This window comes from Rothia sp. (in: high G+C Gram-positive bacteria) (assembly GCF_030540545.1).
Classification (GTDB): domain Bacteria; phylum Actinomycetota; class Actinomycetes; order Actinomycetales; family Micrococcaceae; genus Rothia.
The window spans coordinates 34,194-59,296 of sequence record NZ_JAUNVZ010000007.1 but is presented as its reverse complement, the minus strand read 5'-3'; the positions used below and the strand labels follow the sequence as shown (position 1 = coordinate 59,296).

Sequence of the window (25,103 nt, the reverse complement as noted above, 5' to 3'; positions counted from 1 at the left end):
CTACGCCCTTAGATAGGCCAATGAACAAATGTGCACGCTGCCTGTGCTAAGAGTAGATATCCGTACTTTGGGTGTGCTGAACCATTCCCAGCGGGGGCTAAAAAGTCTATAATGGAAGCTGAACCTTCTGCCGAAATCTCGCCCCGCGAGAGTGACCGGCAGAGTAGACATGGCGGGCACATCCCGCCGGAAAACGCGAGAAACCGCCCAGGTTTTTGGCACAACACACAAAGGTTAGGTACATGAGGCGCGCAAAGATCGTTGCAACCATTGGTCCGGCAATTGAGTCTCCCGAGAAGATCGCGGCAGCTATTGAAGCCGGTCTGAACGTTGCTCGTTTGAACATGAGCCACGGTGACCATGCAGAGCACCAGGCACGCTACAACACCATTCGTGAGCAGTCTGCTCTGCAGGGTAAGGATGTTGCTATCCTTGCCGATCTGCAGGGGCCGAAGATTCGCCTGGAGCGTTTCAAGGACGGTAAGGCCTACCTGGAAACCGGTGCTGACTTCACCATTACCAGCGAAGATGTTGAGGGTACCGCAGAGATTTGTGGCACCACCTACAAGGGTCTGCCTGGCGACGTGAAGCCTGGCGATGACCTGCTGTTGGATGACGGCAAGATCCGTCTGAAGGCTATTGAGGTGAGCGAGACTCGCGTGCGCACCCGCGTGATTGTGGGCGGCCCGATCTCCAATAACAAGGGTATTAACCTGCCCGGCGCTGCCGTCTCCCTGCCCGCCCTGACCGAGAAGGATGCGGCAGACCTGCGTTTCGCTCTGCACATGGGTGCCGATATTATCGCTCTGTCCTTTGTGCGTACCGGTGCCGATATTGACCCGGTCCACAAGATTATGGACGAAGAGGGCATTCGCATCCCCGTCATCGCTAAGGTTGAGAAGCCTCAGGCTGTGAAGAACCTGCAGGATATTATTGACCGCTTCGACGGCATTATGGTTGCCCGTGGCGACCTGGGTGTGGAGCTGCCCTTCGCTGAGGTTCCCACCGTGCAGAAGCGCGCTATCACCATGGCTCGCCGCTGGGCAAAGCCGGTGATTGTGGCGACTCAGGTGCTGGAGTCCATGACTCACGCTCCCACTCCCACCCGTGCAGAGGTTTCTGACTGCGCTAACGCTATCCTGGATGGCGCGGACGCCGTTATGCTCTCCGGTGAGACTTCCGTGGGTGAGTACCCCATTGAGACCATTGAAGCAATGGCGGCTATTATTGCTGACGCCGAGAAGAATAGCTTCTCTCGCGTGCCGGAGCTTGACCGTAAGCCGCGTTCTCGCGGTGGTGCGATGACTCGCGCTGCGGTGAACATTGCTGATCAGCTGGAAGAAGTAAAGTACATTAGCACCTTCACCCAGTCGGGCGATTCGGCGCGTCGTTTGGCTCGTCTGCGCCCGCCGAAGCCGGTGTTGGCTTTCACCCCGAACCCCAAGGTTCGTGCGTTCATTTCCTTGCTGTGGGGTGTTGAAGCTGCTCACGCTCAGATGGTTGATTCCATTGACGAGATGACCTACAAGGTGGAAGAGTATCTGCTGGATCGTAAGCTGGCTGAGAAGAACGATGCTTTTGTGATGGCCGCAGGTTCGCCTCCCGGTGTGGCTGGTTCGACCAATATGGTGAAGGTTCACGTCATTGGTGAGCGCGACCAGTACGGCAAGAAGCTACCGGAAGAGCGCGAGCAGTTGCGCCCCTACACTGATGATGAACAGTAATCAGCTCTAGCACATATATGCTCTGATACGGCGAGCCCCGACCTTCAATGGTTGGTTGGGGCTCGCCATTCTATTACTCCTTCTGGAGCATTTGACGCTGCGGGACGCCGGCTGGTACACTGGTGGCGTACCTTGTGTACATTATTGAATACAGGCCCAAGTGGCGGAATTGGCAGACGCGCCGCACTCAAAATGCGGTTCTTCGGAGTGTGGGTTCAAGTCCCACCTTGGGCACAGCTAACCGGTAGGTTCCTTTGTGGAACCTACCGGTTTTTTGGTGAGTTCAGCGATAAAAGAGGCTAAAAAGCTGAAAATTTTCCTATGCCTGCGGTAAGATGAAATACAGAGAAACGTATAGATTCTAAGGAGAAGAGTTATGTCAGAGCAGACCACTCCTGCCGTTGAAGAGGAGCAGGTTCCCGCGCGAACCGTCATCGTTGCTGAAGATGAGGCTCTCATTCGTCTCGATATTGTCGAGAGCCTGAAGGAGCGCGGCTTTGACGTCGTCGCAGAAACCGACAACGGCAAGACCGCTATTGAGCTGGCACAGAAGCACCGCCCCGACCTGGTTCTGATGGACGTGAAGATGCCCATTATGGACGGCATCACCGCAGCAGAAGAAATCGCTAAGGAACAGATCGCTCCCGTGGTACTGCTGACCGCATTCAGCCAGAAGGAACTGGTGGATCGTGCTGTTGAGGCGGGTGCAATGGCCTATGTTGTCAAGCCCTTTACCCCCAACGACCTGTTCCCCGCCATTGAGGTTGCACTCTCGCGTTATGAGCAGATCCGCTCCCTGGAGAAGGAAGTCCACACCATCCGCGAGCAGTTCGAGACCCGCAAGCTGGTGGACCGTGCAAAGTCCCTGCTGATTACCAAGATGAACCTGACCGAGCCGGAAGCATTCCGCTGGATTCAGAAGACCTCTATGGATCGTCGCCTGTCCATGCGCGAAGTTTCCGACACCATTATTAAGCAGCTGGCTGAGTAATGATCTCTTAGTGCCCGGTTTTATATACGGCATAGCAAAGCCCCGCACCGAATCATCGGTGCGGGGCTTTGCTGTGTATAGTGCACGTGCCTGACGCTAATAGAGCGGGGCGCGTTGTTAGCGCTTGCTATTATGCTGTTCCTCATCGTATTTCACGGGCTTTGCCGTGGGGGAGGAAGACCAGAGCAGCACAATGACCGAGACCATAAAGACCGGCCACCAGTACAATCCCGCCTTATTATAGGCGGCAATAAAGCTAATAATGACCATGCCAATGGCAATGGGGGAGACAATACGCTTGGCGCGCACGATCTTGGGGTAACGCAGATGGTACGGGGTTTTGGGCTTGGACGCCATTATGCCTCCTTGGTTTCGGTGTTCTGCTCGGCAGCGGGTTCCTGAGTGGCGGAGTCCTGCGGACGGGGGATGAGCATATTGGTAATGCGCGCGCTGCAGACGGCGCGGCCGGCTTCGTCTACAATCTCAATCTGATGTACGCACAGAGTGCGGCCGAGCCTAATAGCGGTGGCGGTGCCGGTGACCAGCCCGGAGACGGCGGGGCGCAGGTGGGTTGCATTAATGTCGACTCCGACAGCTACGGAGTGCCCGGCACCGTGGGCACCGGCTGCCATAGATCCGAGGGTCTCGGCGAGGACTACGGAGGCGCCTCCGTGCAGTAGGCCGATGGGCTGGGTATTTCCGGCGACGGGCATGGTGGCGACGGCGCGTTCTGCGCTCAGTTCGGTGAATTTAATGCCCATGGTGGGGATGAGTTCGCCCAGTCCAGTGGGGAAGTAGGGCTGCATATCGGCGGGGATGCCGTGCTCGGTGAGCAGATCAATAATCTCGGATCGCAGGGGTGCTTCAGTCATAGTCTCCATTCTACTCGTCCATCTCTATAGATAGTGTTGCTTCATGAGAAATGAAGAAAGGGAAAAGACCCCTATACAGCTAAGAGATAGACACTATTGAAAGACCTCATAAACTACACCAGAACAATGTTGTAGAGACGCTCATCGGTGCGGTGTGTATCCCATTCTACGGATAGCGGTAGATAGATTGTGGCGTAGCCGATAAAATAGCGAGGATACATTCACGCGCCCACCGGCGCATAGTGAGCATGCGCCCGCCACAGACACGGGCGCATCCGACTGGCGCGGGGTACCTCCTGCGCCGAATCAACCAAGTCTCAAAAGGAGACCTATGAAATTTCTGAAAAAGATTCCGCTGCTGGGCTGGATTCTGATCTCGATCGCCCTGGGCGTGCTGGTTGGCGCTACCACCCCCGGCATGATCGGCGGTCTGAACTCGGCATTCGGCTGGTCCGTACCGACCGATCTGATCGTTCAGCTCTTTGTGTCCTTCTCGACCGTCTTTAGCGCATTCCTGTCCTTCTCCATTCCGCTGATTATTATTGGCTTTATTGTGCCCGGTATTGGCGGTCTGGCAAAGGGTGCGGGTAAGATGCTCGGCATTACCGTGGGTCTGTCCTATCTTTCCAGCGTGCTGGCGGGTTTCCTGGCGCTAACCTGCGCGCTGCTGCTCTACCCGATTATTCTCAAGGGGCAGCAGCTGGCTGATTTCGACAACCCCGAGCATGCGCTCTCTGCCGGTTATATTACCTTCACCCTGGACCCGATTATGGGCGTGATGGGTGCCCTGGTGCTCTCCTTCATTCTGGGTCTGGGCATTACCGCGCTGAAGACCAAGGCAATGCTGAATCTTTTCGTTGACTTCCAGACCATTATTGAGGGTCTGCTGGCTCGCGTGATCATTCCGCTGCTGCCGGTTCATATTCTGGGTGTGTTTGCGAATATGACCCTTGCCGGCCAGGTGGCTAAGATCCTTTCGGTCTTCGCCCTGGTGTTTGTCATGGTGATTGTTCTGCACTGGGTGACCCTACTGCTGCAGTACAGTGTTGCCGGTACCCTGACCGGTCGTAACCCCTTTAAGATGCTCAAGACCATGCTCCCGGCGTACTTTACCGCTATTGGTACCCAGTCTTCGGCAGCGACTATCCCGGTGACCGTGGATTGCGCCAAGAAGACCGGTATTGCCAAGCGCGTGGTGAACTTCGCGATTCCGCTGTGTGCAACCATTCACCTCTCCGGTTCGATGATTACCATTACCTCCTGTGCGGTGGCTGTGCTGTACATGACCGGTGGTAACCCGACCTTCGGTTCCCTGGTGCCCATGGTTCTGGTGCTGGGTGTCATGATGGTTGCTGCTCCCGGTGTTCCCGGTGGTGGCGTGATGACCGCTATCGGTCTGCTGCAGTCCATGCTGGGCTTTAACGAGGCAATGATTGCTCTGATGATTGCCCTGTACCTGGCTCAGGATTCCTTCGGTACCGCAACCAATGTCACCGGTGACGCGACCATTGCTGCTCTGACCGAGAAAGGTGCGAAGGCTCTGGGTCTGGATCCCGATAAGGATATTAGCGATGAGGATATTGAGCACGCTGAGGCTGTCTCGGTAGACCACTAAGCGGTATCTGCTCAGATGGTTACGCTGTGCTCGCATGGCGTTGAGCTAAAGGCCCCGGAGAGTTTCTTTCCGGGGTCTTTGCTATACCCCGTGTGCGGCTCTTAGCTCTAGTCTGCTGGGGTACATGAGTGCTGAGGAACACGAATAGGGAATAGGGAGCCCCCGTGACCTGCTCTGATACACTGAAGAGACTCATCTCATTCACGTACAAGGAGACCTTTATGTCTTCAGAGGTAACGTCCTCTACGCTCTATCATTCTCTGCTGGTTGACCGGAACAATTCACTGAACTTTCTCCGTTTGGTTCTGGCAGCGCTGGTGATTATTAGCCACGTTGTTCTCTTTTTCCCGACCGGCAGCGCCTCGCTCAACGAGCATGTTGACAGTCTGGGTGATTTTGCTGTGAACATGTTCTTCTGCATTTCGGGTTTTTTGATTGCCCATAGTGCTTCTCGGGCGGCTCTCTCCTCATATCTTTTGCGTCGTTCCTTGCGTATTTTCCCGGGCTATTGGGTTGCACTACTTTTTATTGCCCTGATTGCTAGCCCTATTGCCTATATGACAGGTCATTCTGTGGAGGATTGGTCCTGGGGTTCTGTGTTTGGGTATGTGACCAATAACTTCTTCTTGGCGCAGAATCAGTCGGTGACTCTGGGCGGTTTCAAAGGCGTGGATCTGTTTACCTGGAACCTGCCCTTCTGGACTCTTGCTTATGAGTTCACGGCATATCTGATGCTTATCCCGATGTTCTATATCCGTGTGATTCGTGAGCGCTTGCATATTATCCTGCCGATTCTATTCGTGGGCGTTATTGTGGGTATGCGCGCGTATATTTCCCTGCGTGGTTTCCCGGCGGATGCCTGGATTTTCTTCCGCCTTATGATGATGTTCATGGCGGGTACTCTCCTGTACTTATTCTCGAAGAAGATCAAAGCAAATCTGTGGATTGCCCTGCTCTGTGTTGCTTTGGGCTTGGGATTGCAGCTTTTCGCAACGACCTATATTTTCTACGGTGCTCAGTTGCTCTTTGCCTATGGCATTCTTGCTCTGGGATCTACGCTGAGTGTGCCGATTGGTCAGAAGAACGACATCTCGTATGGTGTGTATATCTACGGTTTCCCCGTACAGTGCATTTTGCTTCTGCTGGGTTCTGCGGTACTCGGACCGCTTGTAAACCTGGCATTGGATGTTGTGCTGACCTTTGCCCTGGCATGGTGCTCCTGGCGACTGATTGAGAAGCCCGCGATGACACGTGGTCGTTCTCTGGATCCTAAGAATCGTAAGCTAGCGAAGGCCGCTTGAGTCATCTAAATACGTGATACACAAAGGCCCCGGAGGGTTTCCCTCCGGGGCCTTTGCTATGCCTTCCTGAGAGGTGCATGCCGTGCTGTGAGGTAGGGGGAGATGTACATCATAGAAGTATCTTTTGACTTTTATTTTCCATGGATGTAGTCTTGAGTTATCTTGGGAAATAAAAATTCCTTGGATTACTGATAGTGCTCCGGGGGCAGATAGAAAAGGATTGACATGACTACCATTATCATGCTCGGCGGCAACGGCTATCTGGGACGCGAAATCAGTCGCCAATGGCTCGCCCTCGACTCTCAGGCACGCATCTACACCCTTTCTCGTAGCGGAAAGAACAGTCTGCAGGATGAGCGCATTATCAATATTGCAGCTGACCTGCAGGAAACCGAGGCAGTACTCGCCCAGCTACCCATGCAGGCTGACTACGTACTGAATCTCGTGGGTGCCCCGGCAAAAACCGAGGAGCAAGAGCAGCAGATCAACGTCATTCCCGCGCAGGCGGCAGAACGCATTGCTCGCGCAACCGGCGCCCGCGCTATCGGTTTCATTGGTGGTCTGCTCGGCCCCAAGGCGTTCCTTGAGACTAAGAAAGAACTGACCGAACAATTACGTGCTAGCGGTATCCGCGTTGAGGTCGTAGAGCCAACCCTCATCTACGGTGCTGACCGATCCGACGCGCTGGCTAAAATGGTGCCTCTCTTCAAATTTCTCGGCCTCTTTGCAGCGAATATGAAGCCCGTACTCGTGCAGGATGTTGCCGCAGAACTTATTGAGAAACTCACCCGCTAAATCCGGTACTCTGAGATAGCTATGAAGATTAATAAAAGCGCAGAACAGGGTGTGTATGTGTTGACCATGCTAGCCCTGCAATCCGGTCACACGCCCGTCAAAAGCCAGGTGCTCAGCGATATTATGGGCGTTTCGGACTCCTCCCTCAAAAAGGTGCTGGCTAAGCTCAGTGCCGCCGGGCTGGTCACCGGTAGCGCCTCCAAAACTGGTGGCTACACTCTGACTCGACCCATTGCTCAGATTACTCTCTACGATGTTTTTGCGGCATTGGGCGTGCACGATAATGCCATTGAACTCAGTGGCCTGGAGCAGCGTATTTATCCGGATGCTCAGCACACCCGCGAGAGTGCCCAGAAGGTGCGCGCCACCCTGGAGAGCGCCCTGCATGCTTTTGATGAGCAGCTCAAGACTCTCTCCCTGGGTGAGTTGGTGATTGAGCAGGCTCATAGCGTGGGTGTTGTTGACTGGGCTGCTCGCGCTAGCCAGTCGCAGGAGTAGGCTCATGATTCGTTCACTATCCTATGTGCTCATGGCTGCCCTGACCTATGCACCCTATATCTTTCCTGCCTCTGGAGGCGGAAAAACCCGTAGCCCCCAAGGGATCTAGATATGATTCAGAAAGTTGTACTCACACGCTTTATTAATGCTCCAGTGCAGCGAGTCTACGATTGGTTTTACCACTCGGAGAATTTCACCGCTTCGCCCATTGTCTTTATCTCTCGCTGGAATACCGGGCGCTGGGAGTCGGGCAGTATTCGCGATGTTGTCATGATCGCCGGATGGTATCGCGAGGAGATTACTGCCGCGGTGCCCGGCAAACATATTGACTATAGGGTGGTGCGTTCAATTCCCGCCGTGAGTCAAGAGTTCACGCGCATTCACTGTGAAGCGCAGGGGAGTGGAACTCTGGTCACCTGGACTATTGAGCTGCAGGTGCCGCTTCCCGCTATACTGCCTGCCGCGCTGGGGTCTGCGATGACGAAGGCTGGCGCTCGCATGGCGGGTATTCTCTACGGCAGCATTATGGGTGCTGCTGCCCGGGCTCTGGAAACCTAACCTCTAGCACCACAAAGCCCCGCATTCACGTACCGAATGCGGGGCTTGCTCGCACCCGGGGTGTTCCATCCGACTCTGAAAATCATGGGGGAGTAGCGGCAGGGCTTAAAATCACTGTCTTTATGGGGTAAAAGCCCGTGTGGCGCTAGCTTAAGACGGGTTAATTTGCTAATCTATCTGAGTACTCGGCGTGCGTGCGCCCCTCTCATGCACGTGGCGCTGTGTCCACAGGGATACTCGCGGATGGCCCGCCCCACGGGAGCTGAACCGAGAATTCCGCATAATACTATGAAACAGGAGTAACCACTACAGTGGCTGTTAAGATTCGTCTGAAGCGTATGGGTAAGATCCGCGATCCTCGTTACCGCGTGGTCGTGGCTGATTCTCGCGTTAAGCGTGATGGCAAGACCATCGAAGAGATTGGTCTGTACCACCCGACCGAGCACCCCTCGCGTATCGAAATCAACTCTGAGCGTGCTCAGTACTGGCTCTCTGTTGGCGCACAGCCGACCGAGCAGGTACTGGCTCTGCTGAAGCTGTCCGGTGACTGGGCTGCTTTCAAGGGTGAGAAGGCTGAAAACGCTATCAAGGCTGTTGAGGCTAAGGCTGAGTTCGTTGTTCCCGAAAAGGGTTCCGTGATCCTGCCCGAGGCAATCACCAAGGCAGAGGCTAAGGCTGAAGAGGCTGTTGAGGAAGCTGCAGAGGCAGCTGAGGAAGCAGCTGAGTAATCATGTTGGCTGACGCACTCGAACACTTGGTTCGAGGGATTGTCGAGCATCCGGACGACGTGAAGGTGCGCGTGCGCACCCAGCGTCACCGTGAAACCCTGGAAGTCCGCGTACATCCAGAAGACCTGGGTCGAGTCATCGGCCGTTCGGGTCGCACCGCCAAGAGCATCCGCACCGTTATGGACGCGGTAGCCGGCGGTGAGCAGGTTCGCATCGACATTATCGACACCGACAAAAAGCGACGCTAAACGCTTCAAAGCACCCCGACCGTAGAAATACGGGCGGGGTGCTTTTCTGCGCCCCTTCAGGATAAAATAGGGGAAGTATGTACCACACTCTATAGGGGAGATTTATGCAGGTTTTGGTTGCGCGCATCGGCAAGCCGCACGGTATTCGCGGTGAGGTCACCGTACAGCTCTACACCGACACCCCCGAAGAGCGCTTCGCGGTTGGTGAGCGCCTGAGCATTGAGAACTTCACCGCCAAGAGCCCCGCGGCTGCCATTGCGCCCGCCGGTGAGCTGACCGTGGCATCAATCCGCTGGAATAAGAAGATTCTGGTGGTGCGCTTTGAAGAAATTTCGAACCGCAATCAGGCGGAAGAGCTGCGCGATACCCGCCTAGTGTACGATGTGCCCGAATCCAGCGATGATGAAGAGGGCTTCTACGAGCAGGAGCTGCTGGACCTGCCGGTTTTCCTGGGCGAACGCCTGGATGACGATGTGCACCCTCTGATTGAGGAGAACCCCGAGGCACTGGTTGGCACCGTCAGCGGCCTGCAGACCATGCCCGCCCAGGATCTGCTGAACATTACCCTGACCGCCGAGTACGGTGGCGAAGAAATCCTGGTGCCCTTCGTGGAAGAAATTGTCCCCGAAATCGTGTTGCCCACCGAGGAAGACGCCGGATATATTATTCTCACTCCGCCTCCCGGCCTGATTGACCTCTCCCAAGCAGAATCCGCCCACAGCGACGCTGACCTGCCCGAAGGTTCGGCAGAGGAAGAAGCGGGGGAGTAGCCTGTGCGCTACGATGTGATCAGCATTTTCCCCGAGTACCTGGCACCTCTGGAACTCTCCCTACTGGGTAAGGCACGCGATAACGGCCTGGTGCAGCTGCACCTGCACAATCTGCGTGATTTCACCAGCGATAAGCACCGCACCGTAGATGACACCCCCTACGGTGGTGGCGCCGGTATGGTCATGAAGCCTGAACCCTGGGGTTTGGCGCTGGATGCTGTGCTGGAGCAGGCGGCAGCTGAGCGTGCAGCACAGGAAGCGCCCGATGCGCCCGCACTGTCTGAATCCTCTGCCGTGCCAGCACGAGACGGCCGCCCCCTGCTGGTGGTGCCTTCTCCCGCAGGTGCTGTTTTTGACCAGGCAATGGCATACGATATGGCAACCGAGGAGCATATTGTCTTCGCCCCGGCACGCTATGAGGGCATTGATGAGCGCGTCTTTGAATGGGCTGCCGGCCCCTTCCGCGTGATGCCCGTATCCCTGGGGGATTATGTGCTCTACGGCGGCGAGGTTGCGGTTATGGCAATGATCGAAGCCATTACCCGCCTGATTCCCGGCGCTATGGGCAATCCGCTCTCTCTGGAAGAAGAATCTCATACGGGCGGTTTGCTGGAGTACCCCGTGTATACCAAACCCGCCGTATGGCGTGATTTGGAAGCACCCGCCGTGCTGCTCTCGGGCAATCACGGTGCGGTGGATCGTTGGCGCCGTGACCGTCAGATTGAGCGCACCTTAGAGCGTCGCCGGGATATGTTTGATGCCTACCCGGTAGAACTCTGGGATAAGAAGGATCGTCGTTTCCTCGCAGAGCGCGGTATTCACTTCCACAAACCCAAGAAGGACTAGCTAGTTCTACTCTCAAGCCCCGGTACCTGTTCTCTAGGTATCGGGGCTTTGCTATATCTCATCTGGGCTGATGACGCCCCGGAATGGGGGATAAAAGTTACTCGTATTATGAGGTCATACAAGCACTTAGAGGGCACTTCTACCCGCTATATGACGGGTATATTGCGATTAGCTGACAATCCCCTGAAAACTGAATGGGAAAAGCCTCAAACCCTCTAAAAATACTTGAATCATGCCCTATAGGCTCCTAGAATGAGAACTACCACAAAGGTTGTGGTGCACCCCACTGCGGGTGCCATTCGAAAAGGAGCACTCCATGAGCGCCAAGAAGAATCAGGAACTGCACCTCAAGGGCGAACACCGCGATATTGACCGCCACGTTCAGCCCGCCACCGCAAGCCTGCCCATCGTGGCAGAAAACCAGAAACGCAGCCGGAACCTCAAGGGGAACCAGTGGTTCTCCAAGACCAAGTCGCATATGCACCCCGAACATCGTCACGGCTACGGAAACCGCTAAAGCACAACACAGCGCATATCAGAGGAGACGTCTATGAGCATTATTAAGATTCACAAGCTGGCAGTCGCCCCGGCAGACCACGCCGAACTCGAGAAGCGATTCGCCGCACGCATTGGCGAACACGCACCCGGGTACGAAGGCTTCGAACTCTGGCGCCCCTATGAAGAAGGCGCCGACTACTACGCCATAACCCGCTGGGCGGATGAAGAAAGCTACCGAGCATATGCTGCAGCCCGCGGCTCCAAAGACCCCTCCACCGTGGTCTCCCACGACGACGGAGTTGAGAGCTTTGAACTGGTTTTCAAAGGCTAAAAGCTTGTGATCTACGCGGGAGTTATCCCGCAGCAATCACCGAACACACTCCACAAAGTACGTGAACCACGTACACCTAACCATCATGAGGGTGGGTAAACCACCGGATAGGGATACCCACCCTCTTCCTATCACCAAGGAGATGAATACTGTGCGTATCATCAAGACCTTGAGCCGCCCCGCCCGCACCCGAGGGTAGCGGGAACAGCTAACTACGATTCTTGAAAGAGCAACGCACCGGGTAACCAGGGACACCAAGGAATCTCGCGCGAGCATATGCCGCTCACCCGAGATTCCTTGCCCCTTTTTTCGATTACACTGCCCAAAGCGGATCGAATCGTCCAGACATGAGACAGAGCACGCCCCAACCTTGAACAGGCACCTGCACATCACGGTAAAATAGAGAGCATGGCAGAATTTATTTATCAGATGATCAAAGCCCGCAAGACCGTGGGCGACAAAGTCATCCTCAACGACGTCACCATGTCGTTCTTCCCCGGCGCCAAGATCGGTATGGTCGGTCCGAACGGCGCAGGTAAGTCCACCATCCTGAAAATCATGGCGGGCCTGGACCAGCCCTCCAATGGTGAAGCACGCCTCTCCGAAGGCTACACCGTCGGTATCCTCATGCAGGAACCGCCCCTGAACGAAGAAAAGACCGTCCTGGGCAACGTTGAAGAAGGCGTAGGCGACATCAAGTCCAAGCTCGACCGTTTCAACGAAATCTCCGCTGAAATGGCACAGCCCGACGCTGACTTCGACGCGCTCATGGAAGAAATGGGCAAGCTGCAGGAAGCAATCGACGCAGCAAATGCATGGGACCTGGACTCCCAGCTGGAACAGGCAATGGAAGCCCTGCGTTGCCCCCCGGCAGATATGCCCGTCACCCACCTCTCCGGTGGTGAACGCCGCCGAGTAGCACTGTGCAAGCTGCTGCTGCAGAAGCCCGACCTGCTGCTGCTCGACGAGCCCACCAACCACCTGGACGCAGAATCCGTGCTCTGGCTCGAGCAGCACCTGCAGTCCTACGAAGGCGCAGTCATCGCGATTACTCACGACCGTTACTTCCTCGACCACGTGGCAGAATGGATCGCTGAGGTTGACCGCGGTAACCTCTACCCCTACGAAGGCAACTACTCCACCTACCTGGAGAAGAAGCGCTCCCGCCTGGAAGTTCAGGGCAAGAAGGACGCTAAGCTGGCTAAGCGCCTGAGCGAAGAACTCGACTGGGTCCGCTCCAACGCTAAGGGTCGCCAGGCAAAGTCCAAGGCACGACTGGCACGCTACGAAGAAATGGCTGCCGAAGCTGAAAAGACCCGCAAGCTTGACTTCGAAGAAATTCAGATTCCGCCCGGACCCCGCCTGGGTAATGTGGTGATTGAGGCTGAAAACCTGCAGAAGGGCTTTGATGGCCGCTCCCTGATCAACGGCCTGTCCTTCTCCCTGCCCCGCAACGGTATTGTGGGCGTGATCGGTCCCAACGGCGTGGGTAAGTCCACTCTGTTCAAGACCATCGTGGGTCTGCAGGATCTGGACGGCGGCAACCTGAAGGTTGGCGAAACCGTCAAGATCTCCTACGTTGACCAGAACCGCGATAGCATCGACCCCGAGAAGAGCCTCTGGGAGGTCGTCTCCGACGGTCTGGATTACATTCAGGTCGGCCAGGTCGAAATGCCCTCACGCGCATACGTCTCCGCATTCGGCTTCAAGGGCCCGGACCAGCAGAAGAAGGCAGGCGTGCTCTCCGGTGGTGAGCGCAACCGTCTGAACCTGGCACTGACCCTCAAGCAGGGCGGTAACCTGCTGCTGCTCGACGAGCCCACCAACGACCTCGACGTGGAAACCCTCGCATCCTTGGAAAACGCGCTGCTGGAATTCCCCGGCTGTGCCGTGGTCGTTTCCCACGACCGCTGGTTCCTCGACCGCGTAGCAACCCACATTCTCGCGTGGGAAGGCACCGAAGAGAACCCCGACCAGTGGTACTGGTTCGAGGGTAACTTCGAGTCCTATGAGAAGAACAAGGTAGAGCGATTGGGCCCTGAGGCTGCGAAGCCTCACCGTGTGGTTCATCGTAAGCTGACCCGCTAGTACTAACTGGTACTGAGGTTATGGACGAGCTGCTGAATACTATTAAAGTGTTTGGCAGCTCGTTCGTTGTACTACGTTGAGGTACCGCGCTGCGCATAGGATGCATGCTAAACGGTAGTCATGACGGGTTGCGGGATGCCATAAAGGCGTTCCGGCAGCTCGTCCCGTCCTTACGGCGCTGGGGTGCCTTCAGCCCTCTTTTAGGCTGCCTCAACTTTTATAGCGTTCAGCACCCGTTGCATCTTCCTGGAGGCAGGGGAGAGCGGCGGGTGTTTTTGTGCACCCCGGTGAGGCTTCTCAGTCTGGCAGAGTGCGGCGGATCGAGATACTTTCCACTGTGCTTAGGCAAGAGGGTTGAATAGACTCTCTGTGCAAAGGGGCAGGTCAAGCGTAGAATAGAAAAGCTAGAATAAACACAGATAAGGACGTATATGTCGACCAATATTCGTTGGTTCCCCCTGGTACTGGGCCTGCTCTTTGCGGGTTCGGCTATTTTTATGTTCGCCACCCCCGGCCTGCAGCTAGCAGCCCTGGGCTTCTTCATTTCCCTGCTGATTCTGGGTAGCGGTATCGTCAGCCTCATCGGTTATTTCACCACGCCCGCACCGGTACGTAGCGGCTGGGATTTGGCAAACGCCATTATCACCCTGCTGCTGGGTGTGGTATTGATGGGCAACACCGCCGCAGAGCAGGCAGCTCTGGTGCCCACCGTGATCGGTATCTGGCTGATTGTTGACGCTATCTTGCGCCTGATGGTCGGTCAGCGCGCCAAGTACCTGGACTACCGCGCCGGCAAGAGCATCCAATGGACCGCCTGGCTGCCCCTGATTCTGGGTGTGCTCATGGTGATTTTCCCGCTCTTCTTCGGTACTGTGGGTGTGTGGCTGGTTGCTTTCGGTTTCTTGGCCTTCGGCGTGTTCAACCTGGTAATTTTTGCCTCCTCCCTGGGCTCCAAGAAGAACTCCTCGCAGAGCCCGAGCGAAATCATCGATCTCTAAACCTAGAGAACGCACAAGCCCGGCGGGAATACTCGCCGGGCTTTGCAGCGCCCGGGCTTTTGGCCTACCCGGGCTCTATACCGAACAGCCTGGAGCACCAGCCACACACATCATGGTTGTCTAAGCCCGGACCAACCCGGTAGGGTAGAAACATGGATTATGTAACTCTCAACAACGGGGTGCAGATGCCCCAGCTGGGCTTCGGCGTCTACCAGGTGCCCGACGCAGCCGAATGCGAACGCGCCGTCACCGACGCACTTGCCGCCGGGTACCGTCTGCTGGACACCGCCGCCATCTACGGCAATGAGCAGGCGGTGGGTGCCGCCATCGCCAAGAGCGGCGTGCCGCGTGAAGATATCTTCCTCACCACTAAATTATGGGTCTCTGATTTCTCCTATGAGGGCGCCAAAGCCGGTTTTGAACGCTCCCTGCAGAAGCTGGGCACCGACTACCTGGACCTGTACCTGATTCACCAGCCCTATAGCGACTACTACGGTGCCTGGCGCGCCATGGAAGAACTCTACGAACAGGGCCGTATTCGCGCCATTGGTGTGAGTAATTTCTTCCCCGGCCGCCTGGCAGATTTGAGCGCATTCAACACGGTCACCCCGGCCGTTAACCAGATTGAACTCAACCCCTTCCACCAGCGGGCCGACGAACTGGCATATATGGCCAGCCGCGGGGTACAGGTAGAAGCCTGGGCGCCCTTTGCCGAAGGTAAAAATAACCTCTTCACTAACCCTGTACTAACCGCCATTGGTGAACGCTACGGCAAGAGTGCAGCGCAGGTGGCGTTGCGCTGGTCGCTGCAACGCGGAGCTGTGGTGATTCCCAAGACCGTTTCTGCAGAGCGCATGGCGGCCAATATTAACGTATTCGATTTTGAGCTGGATGCAGCCGATATGCAGGCTATTGCAGCCCTGGATACCGGGGAATCTCAATTTTTTGATCATGATGACCCGCACCGTGTGGAATGGATCGCCAGCTTTAGCCGTCGCAACACCGAACACTAGGGCACGGATGGTTGAAGAAGAACCCCTCACCGCCGGCACGCTACACGAGGTGGCGGCTGCCCTGGCGATGGAGCATCCCCTGGTCACTGTTGACTCGCCTTTTGGGCGCCACCCGGAGGTGACCGTCTACCGGGTGGGTGGAAAGATTTTCGCAATGACGGCCTTCCGGCCGACACCAGACGGGGCGGCTGAACCGATCGTGAATCTGAAAACCGATCCGGACGAGCTGGCGGTGCTGCTGCGTATCTACCCGAGCGTAAGCCCCGCCTGGCATATGTCGAAAAGGCATTGGATTTCGGTGGCGGCCGGCCCCGGAATGGACAGGGACGCGTTAGCTGCCCTGGTAGAAGACGCCTACCTGCGGATTATGTATGCGCTGCCCAAACATGCCCGCCCGGTGGAGTTCCGTGCGTACACGCCACCCACAGTGTAGAGGCACATTTGCAGTGTTTCTCGCGTGCTCTGGTGCGTGGTGCTGTGGCTGTATGCTATAGTGACGGTAGATAAACGGGGTGACCCCAGTGGGAGTGCTGAAATAAGGCATCCGCTAGAAACCGCTGGCACATATCCCCGTTTTTCTATGCCCGCAGGCAGGTTCTATGCTCACTATCACGGCGAAATCTGCTCTATAAACCATAGAGAAAATGCGTCTGCCAGCAGGTGAAAGAAATAGTCACCTGCGTGCAGACGCATTATTGTCGGTTCAGAGGCTATGAGCTCAGAGTGTCTACGCTATAGCGCAATGTTTGCCCCTAAGACGACGTCGGCGCGAACTCCGGCAGGCGGAACATCATCTCCTGAGCCACCGTAGCCACCAACTGCCCGTCAGCGGTAAAAATAGAACCGCGAGAAAGCATACGGCCACCTTGAGCGCTGGGCGAATCCAACACATAGAGCAGCCACTGGTCAGCCCGCGCCGGACGATGAAACCACATGGCGTGATCCAGCGACGCGCTCTTCATACCCGGCTGCAACCAGAACTTCGAATGCGCACGCAGAGCCGGCTCCAGTGGCAAATAATCCGAGGCGTACGCAATGGCCGCCTGATGGTACACCGGCGGTACCGGCGAACCATCAGGGTTGAGCAGCTCGTCAAAGGTCTTAAACCACACCACAGCCTGCGGCTCAGTCGAAGAATCATCCGGCTGAGTGTACAGGGGAGCACTCACATAGCGAATATCAATCGGGCGTTCCCACGCCACCGCCTGCGCCACCGGGTGCTGAACCTGCCCCAAATAATCACTCACACGCGGCAGAGACTCCGGATCGGGAAGACCCCGCGGCATCACCGGCAGCTGATGCTCCACGCCCGCTGCGGGCAGCTGAAAAGACGCAATTGCCGAAAAAATAGCCTGAGGATCCTCATAGACCTCCGCACCCGGCGCAAACACAGGACGCTCGCCCGGCTCCTGAAAAGCCTGCACACGACGCGTCGCAAAAGAACGACCATCATTCAAACGCTGAGAAGCATAATATAGCGGCTTCGTAATATCACCCGGACGCAAAAAATAACCGTGCACCGAGTGCAGCTGCTTACCCTCCACCGTACGCTGAGCTGCCACCAAAGCCTGCGCCAACACCTGACCACCAAAAGTACGCGGAGACTCACGCGTGAGCGTCACAGCGCTAAAACTATCATCCCCACCCAAAGAAGCAGCGGGAGTCAGATCAAGCATGCGCACCAAATTAGCGGTCGTATCAGCAGAAATATGGGGAACAGTCATGCTTCTATTGTACGCAGAGTGCGCACAAGCCATCACGCCCGCTGCGAAATACACCTGGCAAACACCCTGCGCGCGCGGTAGTCTTGAAAAGCAAACACGCAGCATCGGCGCACCCTGCCGGCACAATAGGCAGGGCGCAGCAGCGAAGGAGAACCATGGCAGAGCGCATTGAGCTCAAATACAACCCGCACGAAGGCATCGACGAACCCTACCTGATCCTGCCCGACACACCGGCAGGACGCGCCGCCGCCGCAGACTTTGCCACCTACATCTCCCGCGCCAAAGCTATCGACCCCAACGCCGCTATCCGACTGAGCGCACGCGGAAATGTTCTCGCGGCATTTGCCTGCTCCCTGGCACCCGAGGACCTCTTCGACACCACCCCGATCATTCTCGGCATGCGCGCCCTGCACCTGGGCGCCCCCTCAACCCTGGACATTGTGGTGCAAGCCCAAGCGCTCCTCGACCGCCTGGCACGCATTGAAGACTCCGGCATGGTACTCTACCTGCCGCCCGTTACTATGAACGCCCCCTGGGCAGGACAGGCAACCCCCATGACCGGCTGGCAGAAACTTGCCGACGTAGACGCCGAAGAATTCCAACGCGCCAGCCGCGAAGGCATCGCCGCGGTCGAAAAAGCACTACCCGAGAACCCCGGGCACGCGGTGCTCGCCACCGTGCGTTCGCGTATCTGGTCCTCACCCATGATCCTGGAACACCTGCCGGAACTCGACGGCATCAACGTGCCCACCGGCGCCGCTTTCGCCCTGACCGCCTTCGGGTTCATGACGGGTACTCAAAACACCCTGCCGATATATGTTGCGGGGGATCGCAGCGAATGGCTGCGTATTGCAGCACCCGGCGGCCACGTGCTGGTACGCCGCTAAAATAACGGCAGAGGAGAACAATACATCATGAGTGAACACCGCAGCGCCGAAGAAAATGCGCGCGCAAACCACCCCGGAGAACAGCACAGCATCTATGCGCAGCTGGGTGGTGAAGAATTCTTTGAGCAGCTCACCCGAGAGTTCTACCGCAGGGTGCAGCAAGACACCGAGTTTGCCGCCATGTACCCGGAAGAAGACCTCTTCCCACCGGAGCACTTGAGCGCCCAAGAACGAGAAGCCATTGATTCTCGCTATGCGGATCATTTTGAAGCATCGGCGCGCCGACTCAAGCTCTTTTTGATTCAGTATTTCGGTGGTCCCTCCACCTACCAGGAGGAGCGTGGGCACCCCCGCCTGCGCCTACGCCACAACCCCTATGTGATTGGCGTTAAAGAGCGCGATATTTGGCTCAAACATATGCGTGCTGCCATGGACACCATGGATATTCCCATGATGCTCGATGACGTAATGTGGGATTATTTCGAGCGCGCGGCGCGTGCCATGCAGAATAGCTACTAGATTTCTAGCTGCAGCACAGACTATAGGGCTGCGCAAGGAATATAGCGAAAACATATAAGAGCCCGTCTGAATGATTCAGACGGGCTCTTATGTGTTATAGAGGCGACGTACAGGCTTTAGCGTGCTGCTGTATTCTGCGCACCGCGCGCCGGAGTAGTGCGCTGAGTCGGAGCAGGTGCCTGCGTGGTGGTACGTACCGGAGCCGGAGTCGTCGTGGTAGAAGGAGTCGGGCTTGGAGTGGGAGAAGAGGTGGTCGCCTCCGGGCTCGGGGACTCACTGGGCGTCTCAGACTCGCTCGGCTCCGGGGTTGGGGACTGGGTCTCCTCAGGGCTTTCGCTCGGCTCCGGGGTAGGAGACTCCGTTTCCACCGGGGTGGGTTCAGTCGTCTCGGCGGGTGCCAGACCCAGCAGCTGCTTAATCTTACGTGCCAGGGGGTCTGCTAGCTTATGCTGCGCCTCATCAAGCAAGTGAACATTATCGATCAAATCTTCACTGCTCAGGAACAGGGACTGCCAACCGGTCACGTCAACGTACTTGACGTTCATTTCCTCGGCGACCTTCTGGGTTGCTTCGCTGTACTCTCGACGTTTAGCGTGAGTGTCATTATTCGAAGAGACCACACCCGCCAGCAGAATCGTGGAATTGGGGTAGCGTTCTTTCAGAGCCGTAATCACAGCGCGCTGAGCATTGGAGACTTCTTCAACACTATGGTTCAAGTCATTGCCGGAGGCGTTAATGTAAATTGCGCGCGGGGTGCCGGTGGGCAGTGCCCAATGCTTATTCACAATGCCTTCGTAATAGGAGTAGCAGTCCTTGGTGCTGGTCACAAAGCCCACGCCATTGCAACGGTACAGACGAGGGGTGAAACCTGCTTCCTTAATACCCAGGCTAACCCACGACTTCGCCCACACCTGGGAGTCACCAATGGTTAGAATATCTTTCTCAGTCAGAGCCTCGGTAGAGGGCGCCTGAGTCTGCTTACCTCCCGGCGGAATGGCAGTGGTAGCCGCAGTTGCGCTCGTAGACGCTAGCGGAATATCAGCCACCGGCGAAGTAGAAGCAGGACGGTAGAACAGGGTCGCGCCCATAGCAAAAACGGCAGCCGCACCAATGGCTGAACCGGCAATAATCTTGGAGTGTTTGGGATCCATAAATCAATCAGTGTGTTTGATGAGAGTGTTTCTTCTTATTCTACGCCATGGATCGCACCCATGACCATCTACCCATAATCGTACTCTGCGCGGGTCTTTGGAGGGAAGAAAACACGCCCAAAAGGCAAAACATCCTCATACCGGCATTCGAAGCCTCTCTGAGCAGGGCCTGCAGAAGGCGCAAAACCCGGGGTACTCGCAGCATCGTGCAAGCACCCCGGGTGTTGAGCTCAGCGGCTGAAGGGACTAGATATCCGCAGCCTGAACGCGCAGCGAACGTGCCACGTCATCGCGAGCCTCAGCAATCTGACGCTTCAGAGCTGCAGTGTCCTCCGGCAGAGAAGCGAGATATGCCTCGGTACGCTCCAGCAGAGCCGCAGTGTACGGAACCGGGTACATACCGCCAATAACCTGCATGGAAATCTCATGGCTGCGCGAGCGCCACACACCCTCAACCAGCTCGAAGTAGGGCTCAATGTAGGCTGCAATATTCTCCGGCTTGCCAGACTTGAAACCTGCAATGGTGTAACGCTGAATATGGTTGGACTGATCGCCCTTTACCATCACGGAATCCCAGGCTGCTGCCTTCGCCTCGGCGGAGGGGAAGGACGCGCGCGCCTGAGCTGCGTACTGAGCACCGGTGGAGGTATTGTCCTTCTCCAGCTCCGCATCAATCAGAGCGTTGTCAATGCGGTTGGCAACCGCCAGACGGCACACCAGAGCCCAGCGCAGATCGGTATCAATAGCCAGACCCTCCAGAGCCAGCTCACCCTTAAAGAGCTGCTCAACAATATCGAACTGCTCATCGGTGCGGGAAGAACGAATAAACGCCTGAACCAGCTGCAGCTGAGCATCCGAATCAGCTTCGGCTGCGGTAGCCAGCTGCCAGAGACGGTCAGCAGCACGGTTGCGGGTCTCTTCAGCAGCCTCGGGAGCCACGAAGGAGAAGAGAGTAGTTGCCAGATTACCCAGCTGGGTGCGCATAGCGGTGGAGTTGGTCTCCTTGCCGATATTGTTCAGCACCAGGTCAACATAGCTGCGGGCGGGCAGCTCGCAATCGCGCACGCTATCCCACAGGGAGCCCCAGACCACGCCGCGAGCCACGGAGGAATCAATATCACCCAGGTGAGCGATAGCGGTCTGCACCGAACGCTCATCCAGACGGACCTTCGCGTACGCCAGGTCTTCATCATTGAGCAGCAGCAGATCCGGGCGCACCTTGCCGGCTGCCTCGGGAACCTGAGTCAGTTCGCCGTCAATATCCAGCTCAATACGGTCGGTGCGGGTCAGCTTGCCGTCCACCAGGTTGTAGAAACCGAGCACCGCGCGGTGCGGGCGCAGGGTCTCATAACCCTCAGCGTAGGACTGGCGAATAGCCAGGGACTCAATGGTGCCGTTAGCGCCCTCAACCAGCTCGGTGCGCAGGGTGTTCACGCCAGCGGTCTCAAGCCACTTGGCGCTCCACGCGCGCACATCGCGGCCGCTAGCAGCCTCCAGCTCAACCAGCAGGTCATCCAGCACGGTGTTGGAGTAGGCGTGCTTATCGAAGTATGCCTTCAGCGCCGCCATGAAGTTCTCCTGTCCAACCCACGCCACCATCTGGCGCAGCACCGAAGCACCCTTTGCGTAGGTAATGCCGTCGAAGTTCACCTGAACATCCTGCAGATCGCGGATGGGTGCAACAATCGGGTGAGTGGAGGAGAGCTGATCCTGGTGGTACGCCCACGTCTTCTCGGATGCGGAGAAGGTAGCCCACGCCTCGGGAGCGAAGCGGGTGTTCTCAGCAGCAGCCAGGGTGGACATGAACTCCGCGAAGGACTCATTCAGCCACAGGTCATTCCACCATTCCATGGTCACCAGATCGCCGAACCACATGTGCGCCAGCTCGTGCAGCACGGTAATAGCGCGGCGCTCAACCATAGCTTCGGGTACCTTGGAACGGAAAATGAAGCTCTCCAGGTAGGTCACGCAGCCCGCATTTTCCATAGCGCCCGCGTTGAATTCGGGCACGAAAAGCTGATCGTACTTCTCGAAGGGGTAGGGGGTCTTGAACTGCTCTTCGTAGAATTCGAAGCCCTGACGGGTCAGCTCAAACATATCCTCGGCGTCCACAAAGGGCATGAGGGACTTGCGTGCGTACACGCCCAGGGGGATCACGCGGCCCTCGGAATTGGTCAGCTCGCTGGTGACCTTCTCATAGGGGCCGGCAACAATAGCGGTGATATAGGAGGACATGCGCGGGGTGGGCTTGAAATGCCAGGTGTTTGCCTGACCACAACCGCATTCCTTGGGCTCCACACTGGTTTCGGGCTGGTTGGAAACAACCACCCAGTGCGAGGGTACGCGCACATTGAACTGGAATTCAGCCTTCAGATCGGGCTGCTCAAAGACGGGGAATACGCGGCGGGAATCGGGCACTTCGAACTGGGAGTAGAGGTACACTTCACCGTCGGCGGGGTCAACGAACTTGTGCAGGCCCTCGCCGGTGTTGGTGTAGAACATTTCTGCTTCAATGCGCAGGGTGTTCTCAGCTGCCAGGGAAGGAATCTGGATGCGCTCGCCGTCCGCCAAATCTACCGGCAGTTCTTCGCCGTTGAGGACAATGGACTTCACGCTGGAGGTAATGGCATCTAGGAAGGTGCTTTCGCCAGCCAGCGCGTCAAAACGAATCTCGACGGTGGAGGAGAAGGTGTCCTTATCCTTGGGCAGATCCAGGTCTACGCGGTAGCTGTGCACGCGGGTAATAATGCGTGCGCGCTCGCGTGCTTCATCGCGGGTTAGGTTCAAACCGGGCATGGGTGCCTTTCGTCTGGGGTGCCGCGCCGCATATACAGGTGTATGCGGTGCGCTGTGCAGTCCCGTGGATTGATGTGTTTCTCACTATCGATTCTATCCTAGATAGCCCGCTGTTCGGGGTGCGGTGCTCTCTATGGAAAAACTGCACGGGGTGCGGGGTGTGGACAGAAACATATTTTTATGCTCTCAGCTATGAAAATGTGCACCCTGTAAGCTAAAGTTATAGCTGTGCCCGCCGTATGGTTTTTATGGCACACGCCCATTGTCTAAAGGAGTACCCATGCGCGTACATATCGCAACCGACCACGCTGGTTTGGAGCTGAGCCACTACCTGATTGAGCAGCTTGGTGCTGCAGGCTATGAGATGGTGGATCACGGCCCCGCTGAGTACGATCCGTTGGATGATTATCCGAGCTTCTGCATTAATGCGGCTCTGGGAGTCAAGCGCGACCGTGAAGCCGGTCTGGATTCTCTGGGTATTGTGCTCGGTGGCTCTGGCAATGGTGAGCAGATGGCAGCTAATAAGGTTGAGGGTATTCGTGCCGCTCTGGCGTGGAACCACGACACCGCTGCTCTGGCTCGTGAGCACAATAATGCGCAGGTCGTCGCAGTGGGCGGCCGCCAGCACTCTAAGGAAGAGGCGCTGGAAATTATTAAGACTTTTCTTTCCACACCGTGGACGGAAGAGGAGCGTCACGCCCGCCGCATTGCGCAGCTGGGTGAATATGAGCAGACCGGTGCTATCACCGGAAAGCACATTGACGCATAAATAAGGGACAGGTAGGTGGTGCGACTAACGTAAGCTAGGCGCACCACCTACTTTATTAACCGCCTTCTATCAGCAGTCAGGAGTTAGTGTGCCCGAAGGTCATTCCATTCACCGCCTCGCCCGTCAATTCAATGATGTTTTCGCCGGTGAGCGCGTGCGCGTATCCAGCCCGCAGGGTCGTTTTGAGTCGGGTGCAGCCCTGGTGGACGGTGCCACTCTTAGGGGCGCTTTTGCCCACGGCAAGCATCTCTTTATTAGCTTTGACAATGGCCTGTGGGTCAATGTTCACCTGGGTATTTACGGCTCCTGGAGCTTTGGTGGGGATGAAAGCTTTGTGGGCGCCTCCTCCATTGGCGCCCCGCGCAAAATTGGCGAAAAAGAATACGGCGCCGAGGATGCGGGGGAGTACACCGGCCCTCCCGCACCTAAGGACACCGTGCGCTGCCGTATTGTTTCTGAGCATGGCTGGGCGGATCTGGTGGGTCCGACGATTTGCCGAACCCTCAATGATGAGGAGGTGGCGGTGGTGCGTTCCAAGCTGGGACCCGACCCGCTCAACGATGACGCCAACCCGCAGGATTTCTATCGTGCCCTGGCTAAGAGCTCCCGCCCGGTGGGTGTGATTCTTATGGATCAGGCTGCCATTTCTGGTGTGGGTAATATTTTCCGTGCCGAGTCCCTCTATCGTCAGAAGGTTGATCCTTTCCTGCCGGGTAAGCAGGTGAGTGAGGATCAGGCGCGCCGCCTCTGGGAGGATAATGCCCACCTGCTGCGTATTGGTGTGCGCGTGGGTCGTATTATTACCACCGAAGCGGAGGACCGCCCCGGTGTGAGCGAGTATGAGGCGTGGCCCGATCACGCGAACTATGTGTATATGCGTCAGGGGCAGGAGTGTACCCGCTGCGGTGAGATGATCCGCATGCAAGAGGTGGCGGGGCGTAAGCTCTATTGGTGCCCGGGCTGCCAGTCTTCGAATGGTGCGAGCTCAAAGACCATATGACAGTGCACAAATTTGACAGTGCGCAAGTGGGTGGGGTATTATTATCAAGTTCACGGGGACGTAGCTTAATGGTAAAGCCTCAGTCTTCCAAACTGATTACGCGGGTTCGATTCCCGTCGTCCCCTCGTGCAAGCCCCCGATAAAGGTTCCATCGGGGGCTTATTTGTATCTTCAGCATCTGCTCTGTGCCCTCACGTGAAGACCCCTTAAGAAATAGAGCGCCTCTATTGGGCTTTTGGGCACGGGCGCGTTACACTAGATGTATCTGTGTGCACATAGCTATCTATGTGCGGGCAGTAAAGGCACGGGGCGTGGCGTAGCTTGGCTAACGCGCCTGCTTTGGGAGCAGGAGATCGCAGGTTCGAATCCTGTCGCCCCGACGT

At 56.7% G+C, this 25,103-nt stretch carries 26 protein-coding genes and 3 tRNA genes; 24 read left to right on the top strand and 5 right to left on the bottom strand.

All coding sequences use genetic code 11. The annotated features are described in order from the left end of the window. The first annotated feature begins 242 nt into the window (after window positions 1–242). The 3 genes from pyk (at window position 243) to Q4P78_RS07005 (ending at window position 2,715) form a co-directional block, all read left to right on the top strand. On the top strand, window positions 243–1,724 hold the full coding sequence (gene pyk, locus Q4P78_RS07015) for a pyruvate kinase (RefSeq protein ID WP_303339650.1): 1,482 nt from the start codon (window positions 243–245) through the stop codon (window positions 1,722–1,724). A 154-nt stretch (window positions 1,725–1,878) separates the two neighbouring features. Continuing rightward, window positions 1,879–1,958: transfer RNA gene (locus tag Q4P78_RS07010), tRNA-Leu, on the top strand. Between the two features lie 142 nt (window positions 1,959–2,100). Next, window positions 2,101–2,715 carry an ANTAR domain-containing response regulator gene (locus Q4P78_RS07005; RefSeq protein ID WP_303339649.1) on the top strand — a complete coding sequence of 205 codons (615 nt, stop codon included), beginning with the start codon at window positions 2,101–2,103 and terminating at the stop codon, window positions 2,713–2,715. 117 nt (window positions 2,716–2,832) lie between these two features. Here the strand turns inward: Q4P78_RS07005 and Q4P78_RS07000 are convergent, their stop codons facing one another. Both Q4P78_RS07000 and Q4P78_RS06995 read right to left on the bottom strand, forming a co-directional pair. Beyond that, entirely contained in the window at window positions 2,833–3,072 is a 240-nt protein-coding gene (locus Q4P78_RS07000) for a hypothetical protein (protein ID WP_303339648.1), read from the bottom strand. Continuing rightward, window positions 3,072–3,587, bottom strand: coding sequence for a PaaI family thioesterase (locus Q4P78_RS06995; RefSeq protein ID WP_303339647.1), 516 nt, complete (start codon window positions 3,585–3,587; stop codon window positions 3,072–3,074). The genes Q4P78_RS07000 and Q4P78_RS06995 overlap by 1 nt, the downstream gene beginning before the upstream one ends. Window positions 3,588–3,918: 331 nt before the next feature. Here Q4P78_RS06995 and Q4P78_RS06990 point away from each other — a divergent pair, with 331 nt between their 5' ends. The 15 genes from Q4P78_RS06990 to Q4P78_RS06920 all read left to right on the top strand — a co-directional run bounded on the left by Q4P78_RS06990 (window position 3,919) and on the right by Q4P78_RS06920 (window position 16,307). After that, window positions 3,919–5,202 (top strand): dicarboxylate/amino acid:cation symporter, encoded by a 1,284-nt coding sequence (locus tag Q4P78_RS06990; protein WP_303339646.1) that lies wholly within the window; start codon window positions 3,919–3,921, stop codon window positions 5,200–5,202. 221 nt (window positions 5,203–5,423) lie between these two features. Beyond that, window positions 5,424–6,503: an acyltransferase gene (locus tag Q4P78_RS06985; RefSeq protein WP_303339645.1), complete on the top strand. Its 1,080-nt coding sequence runs from the start codon at window positions 5,424–5,426 to the stop codon at window positions 6,501–6,503. Window positions 6,504–6,728: 225 nt separating this feature from the next. Beyond that, window positions 6,729–7,298 (top strand): NAD-dependent epimerase/dehydratase family protein, encoded by a 570-nt coding sequence (locus Q4P78_RS06980; RefSeq protein WP_303339644.1) that lies wholly within the window; start codon window positions 6,729–6,731, stop codon window positions 7,296–7,298. 21 nt (window positions 7,299–7,319) lie between these two features. Further along, a complete protein-coding gene (locus Q4P78_RS06975; protein ID WP_303339643.1) occupies window positions 7,320–7,796 on the top strand; it encodes an Rrf2 family transcriptional regulator in 477 nt (158 codons plus the stop codon). 111 nt (window positions 7,797–7,907) lie between these two features. Continuing rightward, complete coding sequence (locus Q4P78_RS06970) at window positions 7,908–8,354, top strand: SRPBCC family protein (RefSeq protein WP_303339642.1); 447 nt, start codon at window positions 7,908–7,910, stop codon at window positions 8,352–8,354. A 311-nt stretch (window positions 8,355–8,665) separates the two neighbouring features. Further along, the gene (gene rpsP, locus Q4P78_RS06965) at window positions 8,666–9,082 is read left to right on the top strand and encodes a 30S ribosomal protein S16 (protein ID WP_303339641.1); all 417 of its coding nucleotides are present in this window, start codon (window positions 8,666–8,668) and stop codon (window positions 9,080–9,082) included. Between the two features lie 2 nt (window positions 9,083–9,084). Beyond that, window positions 9,085–9,330 (top strand): RNA-binding protein, encoded by a 246-nt coding sequence (locus Q4P78_RS06960; RefSeq protein WP_303339640.1) that lies wholly within the window; start codon window positions 9,085–9,087, stop codon window positions 9,328–9,330. 104 nt (window positions 9,331–9,434) lie between these two features. Beyond that, window positions 9,435–10,100, top strand: a complete 666-nt coding sequence (gene rimM, locus Q4P78_RS06955; protein WP_303339639.1) for a ribosome maturation factor RimM — start codon at window positions 9,435–9,437, stop codon at window positions 10,098–10,100. A 3-nt stretch (window positions 10,101–10,103) separates the two neighbouring features. Further along, complete coding sequence (gene trmD, locus Q4P78_RS06950) at window positions 10,104–10,946, top strand: tRNA (guanosine(37)-N1)-methyltransferase TrmD (protein ID WP_303339638.1); 843 nt, start codon at window positions 10,104–10,106, stop codon at window positions 10,944–10,946. Window positions 10,947–11,262: 316 nt separating this feature from the next. Next, a complete protein-coding gene (locus Q4P78_RS06945) occupies window positions 11,263–11,463 on the top strand; it encodes a hypothetical protein (protein ID WP_303339637.1) in 201 nt (66 codons plus the stop codon). Window positions 11,464–11,496: 33 nt separating this feature from the next. After that, complete coding sequence (locus Q4P78_RS06940; RefSeq protein ID WP_303339636.1) at window positions 11,497–11,775, top strand: antibiotic biosynthesis monooxygenase; 279 nt, start codon at window positions 11,497–11,499, stop codon at window positions 11,773–11,775. Window positions 11,776–12,183: 408 nt separating this feature from the next. After that, complete coding sequence (ettA, locus tag Q4P78_RS06935; RefSeq protein ID WP_303339635.1) at window positions 12,184–13,863, top strand: energy-dependent translational throttle protein EttA; 1,680 nt, start codon at window positions 12,184–12,186, stop codon at window positions 13,861–13,863. A gap of 431 nt (window positions 13,864–14,294) precedes the next feature. Further along, a complete protein-coding gene (locus Q4P78_RS06930; RefSeq protein ID WP_303339634.1) occupies window positions 14,295–14,861 on the top strand; it encodes an HdeD family acid-resistance protein in 567 nt (188 codons plus the stop codon). Window positions 14,862–15,013: 152 nt separating this feature from the next. After that, window positions 15,014–15,874, top strand: a complete 861-nt coding sequence (locus Q4P78_RS06925; RefSeq protein ID WP_303339633.1) for an aldo/keto reductase — start codon at window positions 15,014–15,016, stop codon at window positions 15,872–15,874. Window positions 15,875–15,881: 7 nt separating this feature from the next. Then, on the top strand, window positions 15,882–16,307 hold the full coding sequence (locus tag Q4P78_RS06920) for an MmcQ/YjbR family DNA-binding protein (protein WP_303339632.1): 426 nt from the start codon (window positions 15,882–15,884) through the stop codon (window positions 16,305–16,307). Between the two features lie 319 nt (window positions 16,308–16,626). Here Q4P78_RS06920 and Q4P78_RS06915 read toward each other — a convergent pair whose 3' ends face one another. After that, window positions 16,627–17,598, bottom strand: a complete 972-nt coding sequence (locus tag Q4P78_RS06915; protein ID WP_303339631.1) for an acyl-CoA thioesterase II — start codon at window positions 17,596–17,598, stop codon at window positions 16,627–16,629. Window positions 17,599–17,753: 155 nt separating this feature from the next. Between Q4P78_RS06915 and Q4P78_RS06910 the strand changes: the two genes are divergently transcribed. Together Q4P78_RS06910 and Q4P78_RS06905 are read left to right on the top strand one after the other, a co-directional pair. Beyond that, window positions 17,754–18,485, top strand: coding sequence for a transcriptional regulator (locus tag Q4P78_RS06910; protein ID WP_303339630.1), 732 nt, complete (start codon window positions 17,754–17,756; stop codon window positions 18,483–18,485). A 27-nt stretch (window positions 18,486–18,512) separates the two neighbouring features. Continuing rightward, window positions 18,513–19,004 carry a cyanoglobin gene (locus tag Q4P78_RS06905; protein WP_303339629.1) on the top strand — a complete coding sequence of 164 codons (492 nt, stop codon included), beginning with the start codon at window positions 18,513–18,515 and terminating at the stop codon, window positions 19,002–19,004. 116 nt (window positions 19,005–19,120) lie between these two features. On the opposite strand, the gene Q4P78_RS06900 is transcribed toward Q4P78_RS06905, so the two are convergent. Both Q4P78_RS06900 and pepN read right to left on the bottom strand, forming a co-directional pair. After that, window positions 19,121–20,155 (bottom strand): GDSL-type esterase/lipase family protein, encoded by a 1,035-nt coding sequence (locus Q4P78_RS06900; RefSeq protein ID WP_303339628.1) that lies wholly within the window; start codon window positions 20,153–20,155, stop codon window positions 19,121–19,123. A gap of 246 nt (window positions 20,156–20,401) precedes the next feature. Further along, a complete protein-coding gene (gene pepN, locus Q4P78_RS06895; RefSeq protein ID WP_303339627.1) occupies window positions 20,402–22,951 on the bottom strand; it encodes an aminopeptidase N in 2,550 nt (849 codons plus the stop codon). Window positions 22,952–23,231: 280 nt separating this feature from the next. Here pepN and Q4P78_RS06890 point away from each other — a divergent pair, with 280 nt between their 5' ends. From Q4P78_RS06890 to Q4P78_RS06875, 4 genes are all read left to right on the top strand, one after another. Beyond that, window positions 23,232–23,720, top strand: coding sequence for a ribose-5-phosphate isomerase (locus Q4P78_RS06890; protein WP_303339626.1), 489 nt, complete (start codon window positions 23,232–23,234; stop codon window positions 23,718–23,720). 88 nt (window positions 23,721–23,808) lie between these two features. Then, complete coding sequence (locus Q4P78_RS06885) at window positions 23,809–24,720, top strand: Fpg/Nei family DNA glycosylase (protein WP_303339625.1); 912 nt, start codon at window positions 23,809–23,811, stop codon at window positions 24,718–24,720. Between the two features lie 54 nt (window positions 24,721–24,774). Further along, a tRNA-Gly gene (locus Q4P78_RS06880) sits at window positions 24,775–24,845 on the top strand. 180 nt (window positions 24,846–25,025) lie between these two features. Beyond that, window positions 25,026–25,100, top strand: a tRNA-Pro gene (locus tag Q4P78_RS06875). The last annotated feature ends 3 nt before the right edge of the window (window positions 25,101–25,103 follow it).

Bases quoted from the DNA above. Each gene is read 5' to 3' on its own strand.
- pyk (WP_303339650.1), top strand. From the start codon at position 243: ATGAGGCGCGCAAAGATCGTTGCAACCATTGGTCCGGCAATTGAGTCT.
- Q4P78_RS07005 (WP_303339649.1), top strand. From the start codon at position 2,101: ATGTCAGAGCAGACCACTCCTGCCGTTGAAGAGGAGCAGGTTCCCGCG.
- Q4P78_RS07000 (WP_303339648.1), bottom strand. From the start codon at position 3,072: ATGGCGTCCAAGCCCAAAACCCCGTACCATCTGCGTTACCCCAAGATC.
- Q4P78_RS06995 (WP_303339647.1), bottom strand. From the start codon at position 3,587: ATGACTGAAGCACCCCTGCGATCCGAGATTATTGATCTGCTCACCGAG.
- Q4P78_RS06990 (WP_303339646.1), top strand. From the start codon at position 3,919: ATGAAATTTCTGAAAAAGATTCCGCTGCTGGGCTGGATTCTGATCTCG.
- Q4P78_RS06985 (WP_303339645.1), top strand. From the start codon at position 5,424: ATGTCTTCAGAGGTAACGTCCTCTACGCTCTATCATTCTCTGCTGGTT.
- Q4P78_RS06980 (WP_303339644.1), top strand. From the start codon at position 6,729: ATGACTACCATTATCATGCTCGGCGGCAACGGCTATCTGGGACGCGAA.
- Q4P78_RS06975 (WP_303339643.1), top strand. From the start codon at position 7,320: ATGAAGATTAATAAAAGCGCAGAACAGGGTGTGTATGTGTTGACCATG.
- Q4P78_RS06970 (WP_303339642.1), top strand. From the start codon at position 7,908: ATGATTCAGAAAGTTGTACTCACACGCTTTATTAATGCTCCAGTGCAG.
- Q4P78_RS06960 (WP_303339640.1), top strand. From the start codon at position 9,085: ATGTTGGCTGACGCACTCGAACACTTGGTTCGAGGGATTGTCGAGCAT.
- rimM (WP_303339639.1), top strand. From the start codon at position 9,435: ATGCAGGTTTTGGTTGCGCGCATCGGCAAGCCGCACGGTATTCGCGGT.
- Q4P78_RS06945 (WP_303339637.1), top strand. From the start codon at position 11,263: ATGAGCGCCAAGAAGAATCAGGAACTGCACCTCAAGGGCGAACACCGC.
- Q4P78_RS06940 (WP_303339636.1), top strand. From the start codon at position 11,497: ATGAGCATTATTAAGATTCACAAGCTGGCAGTCGCCCCGGCAGACCAC.
- ettA (WP_303339635.1), top strand. From the start codon at position 12,184: ATGGCAGAATTTATTTATCAGATGATCAAAGCCCGCAAGACCGTGGGC.
- Q4P78_RS06930 (WP_303339634.1), top strand. From the start codon at position 14,295: ATGTCGACCAATATTCGTTGGTTCCCCCTGGTACTGGGCCTGCTCTTT.
- Q4P78_RS06925 (WP_303339633.1), top strand. From the start codon at position 15,014: ATGGATTATGTAACTCTCAACAACGGGGTGCAGATGCCCCAGCTGGGC.
- Q4P78_RS06920 (WP_303339632.1), top strand. From the start codon at position 15,882: ATGGTTGAAGAAGAACCCCTCACCGCCGGCACGCTACACGAGGTGGCG.
- Q4P78_RS06915 (WP_303339631.1), bottom strand. From the start codon at position 17,598: ATGACTGTTCCCCATATTTCTGCTGATACGACCGCTAATTTGGTGCGC.
- Q4P78_RS06910 (WP_303339630.1), top strand. From the start codon at position 17,754: ATGGCAGAGCGCATTGAGCTCAAATACAACCCGCACGAAGGCATCGAC.
- Q4P78_RS06905 (WP_303339629.1), top strand. From the start codon at position 18,513: ATGAGTGAACACCGCAGCGCCGAAGAAAATGCGCGCGCAAACCACCCC.
- Q4P78_RS06900 (WP_303339628.1), bottom strand. From the start codon at position 20,155: ATGGATCCCAAACACTCCAAGATTATTGCCGGTTCAGCCATTGGTGCG.
- pepN (WP_303339627.1), bottom strand. From the start codon at position 22,951: ATGCCCGGTTTGAACCTAACCCGCGATGAAGCACGCGAGCGCGCACGC.
- Q4P78_RS06890 (WP_303339626.1), top strand. From the start codon at position 23,232: ATGCGCGTACATATCGCAACCGACCACGCTGGTTTGGAGCTGAGCCAC.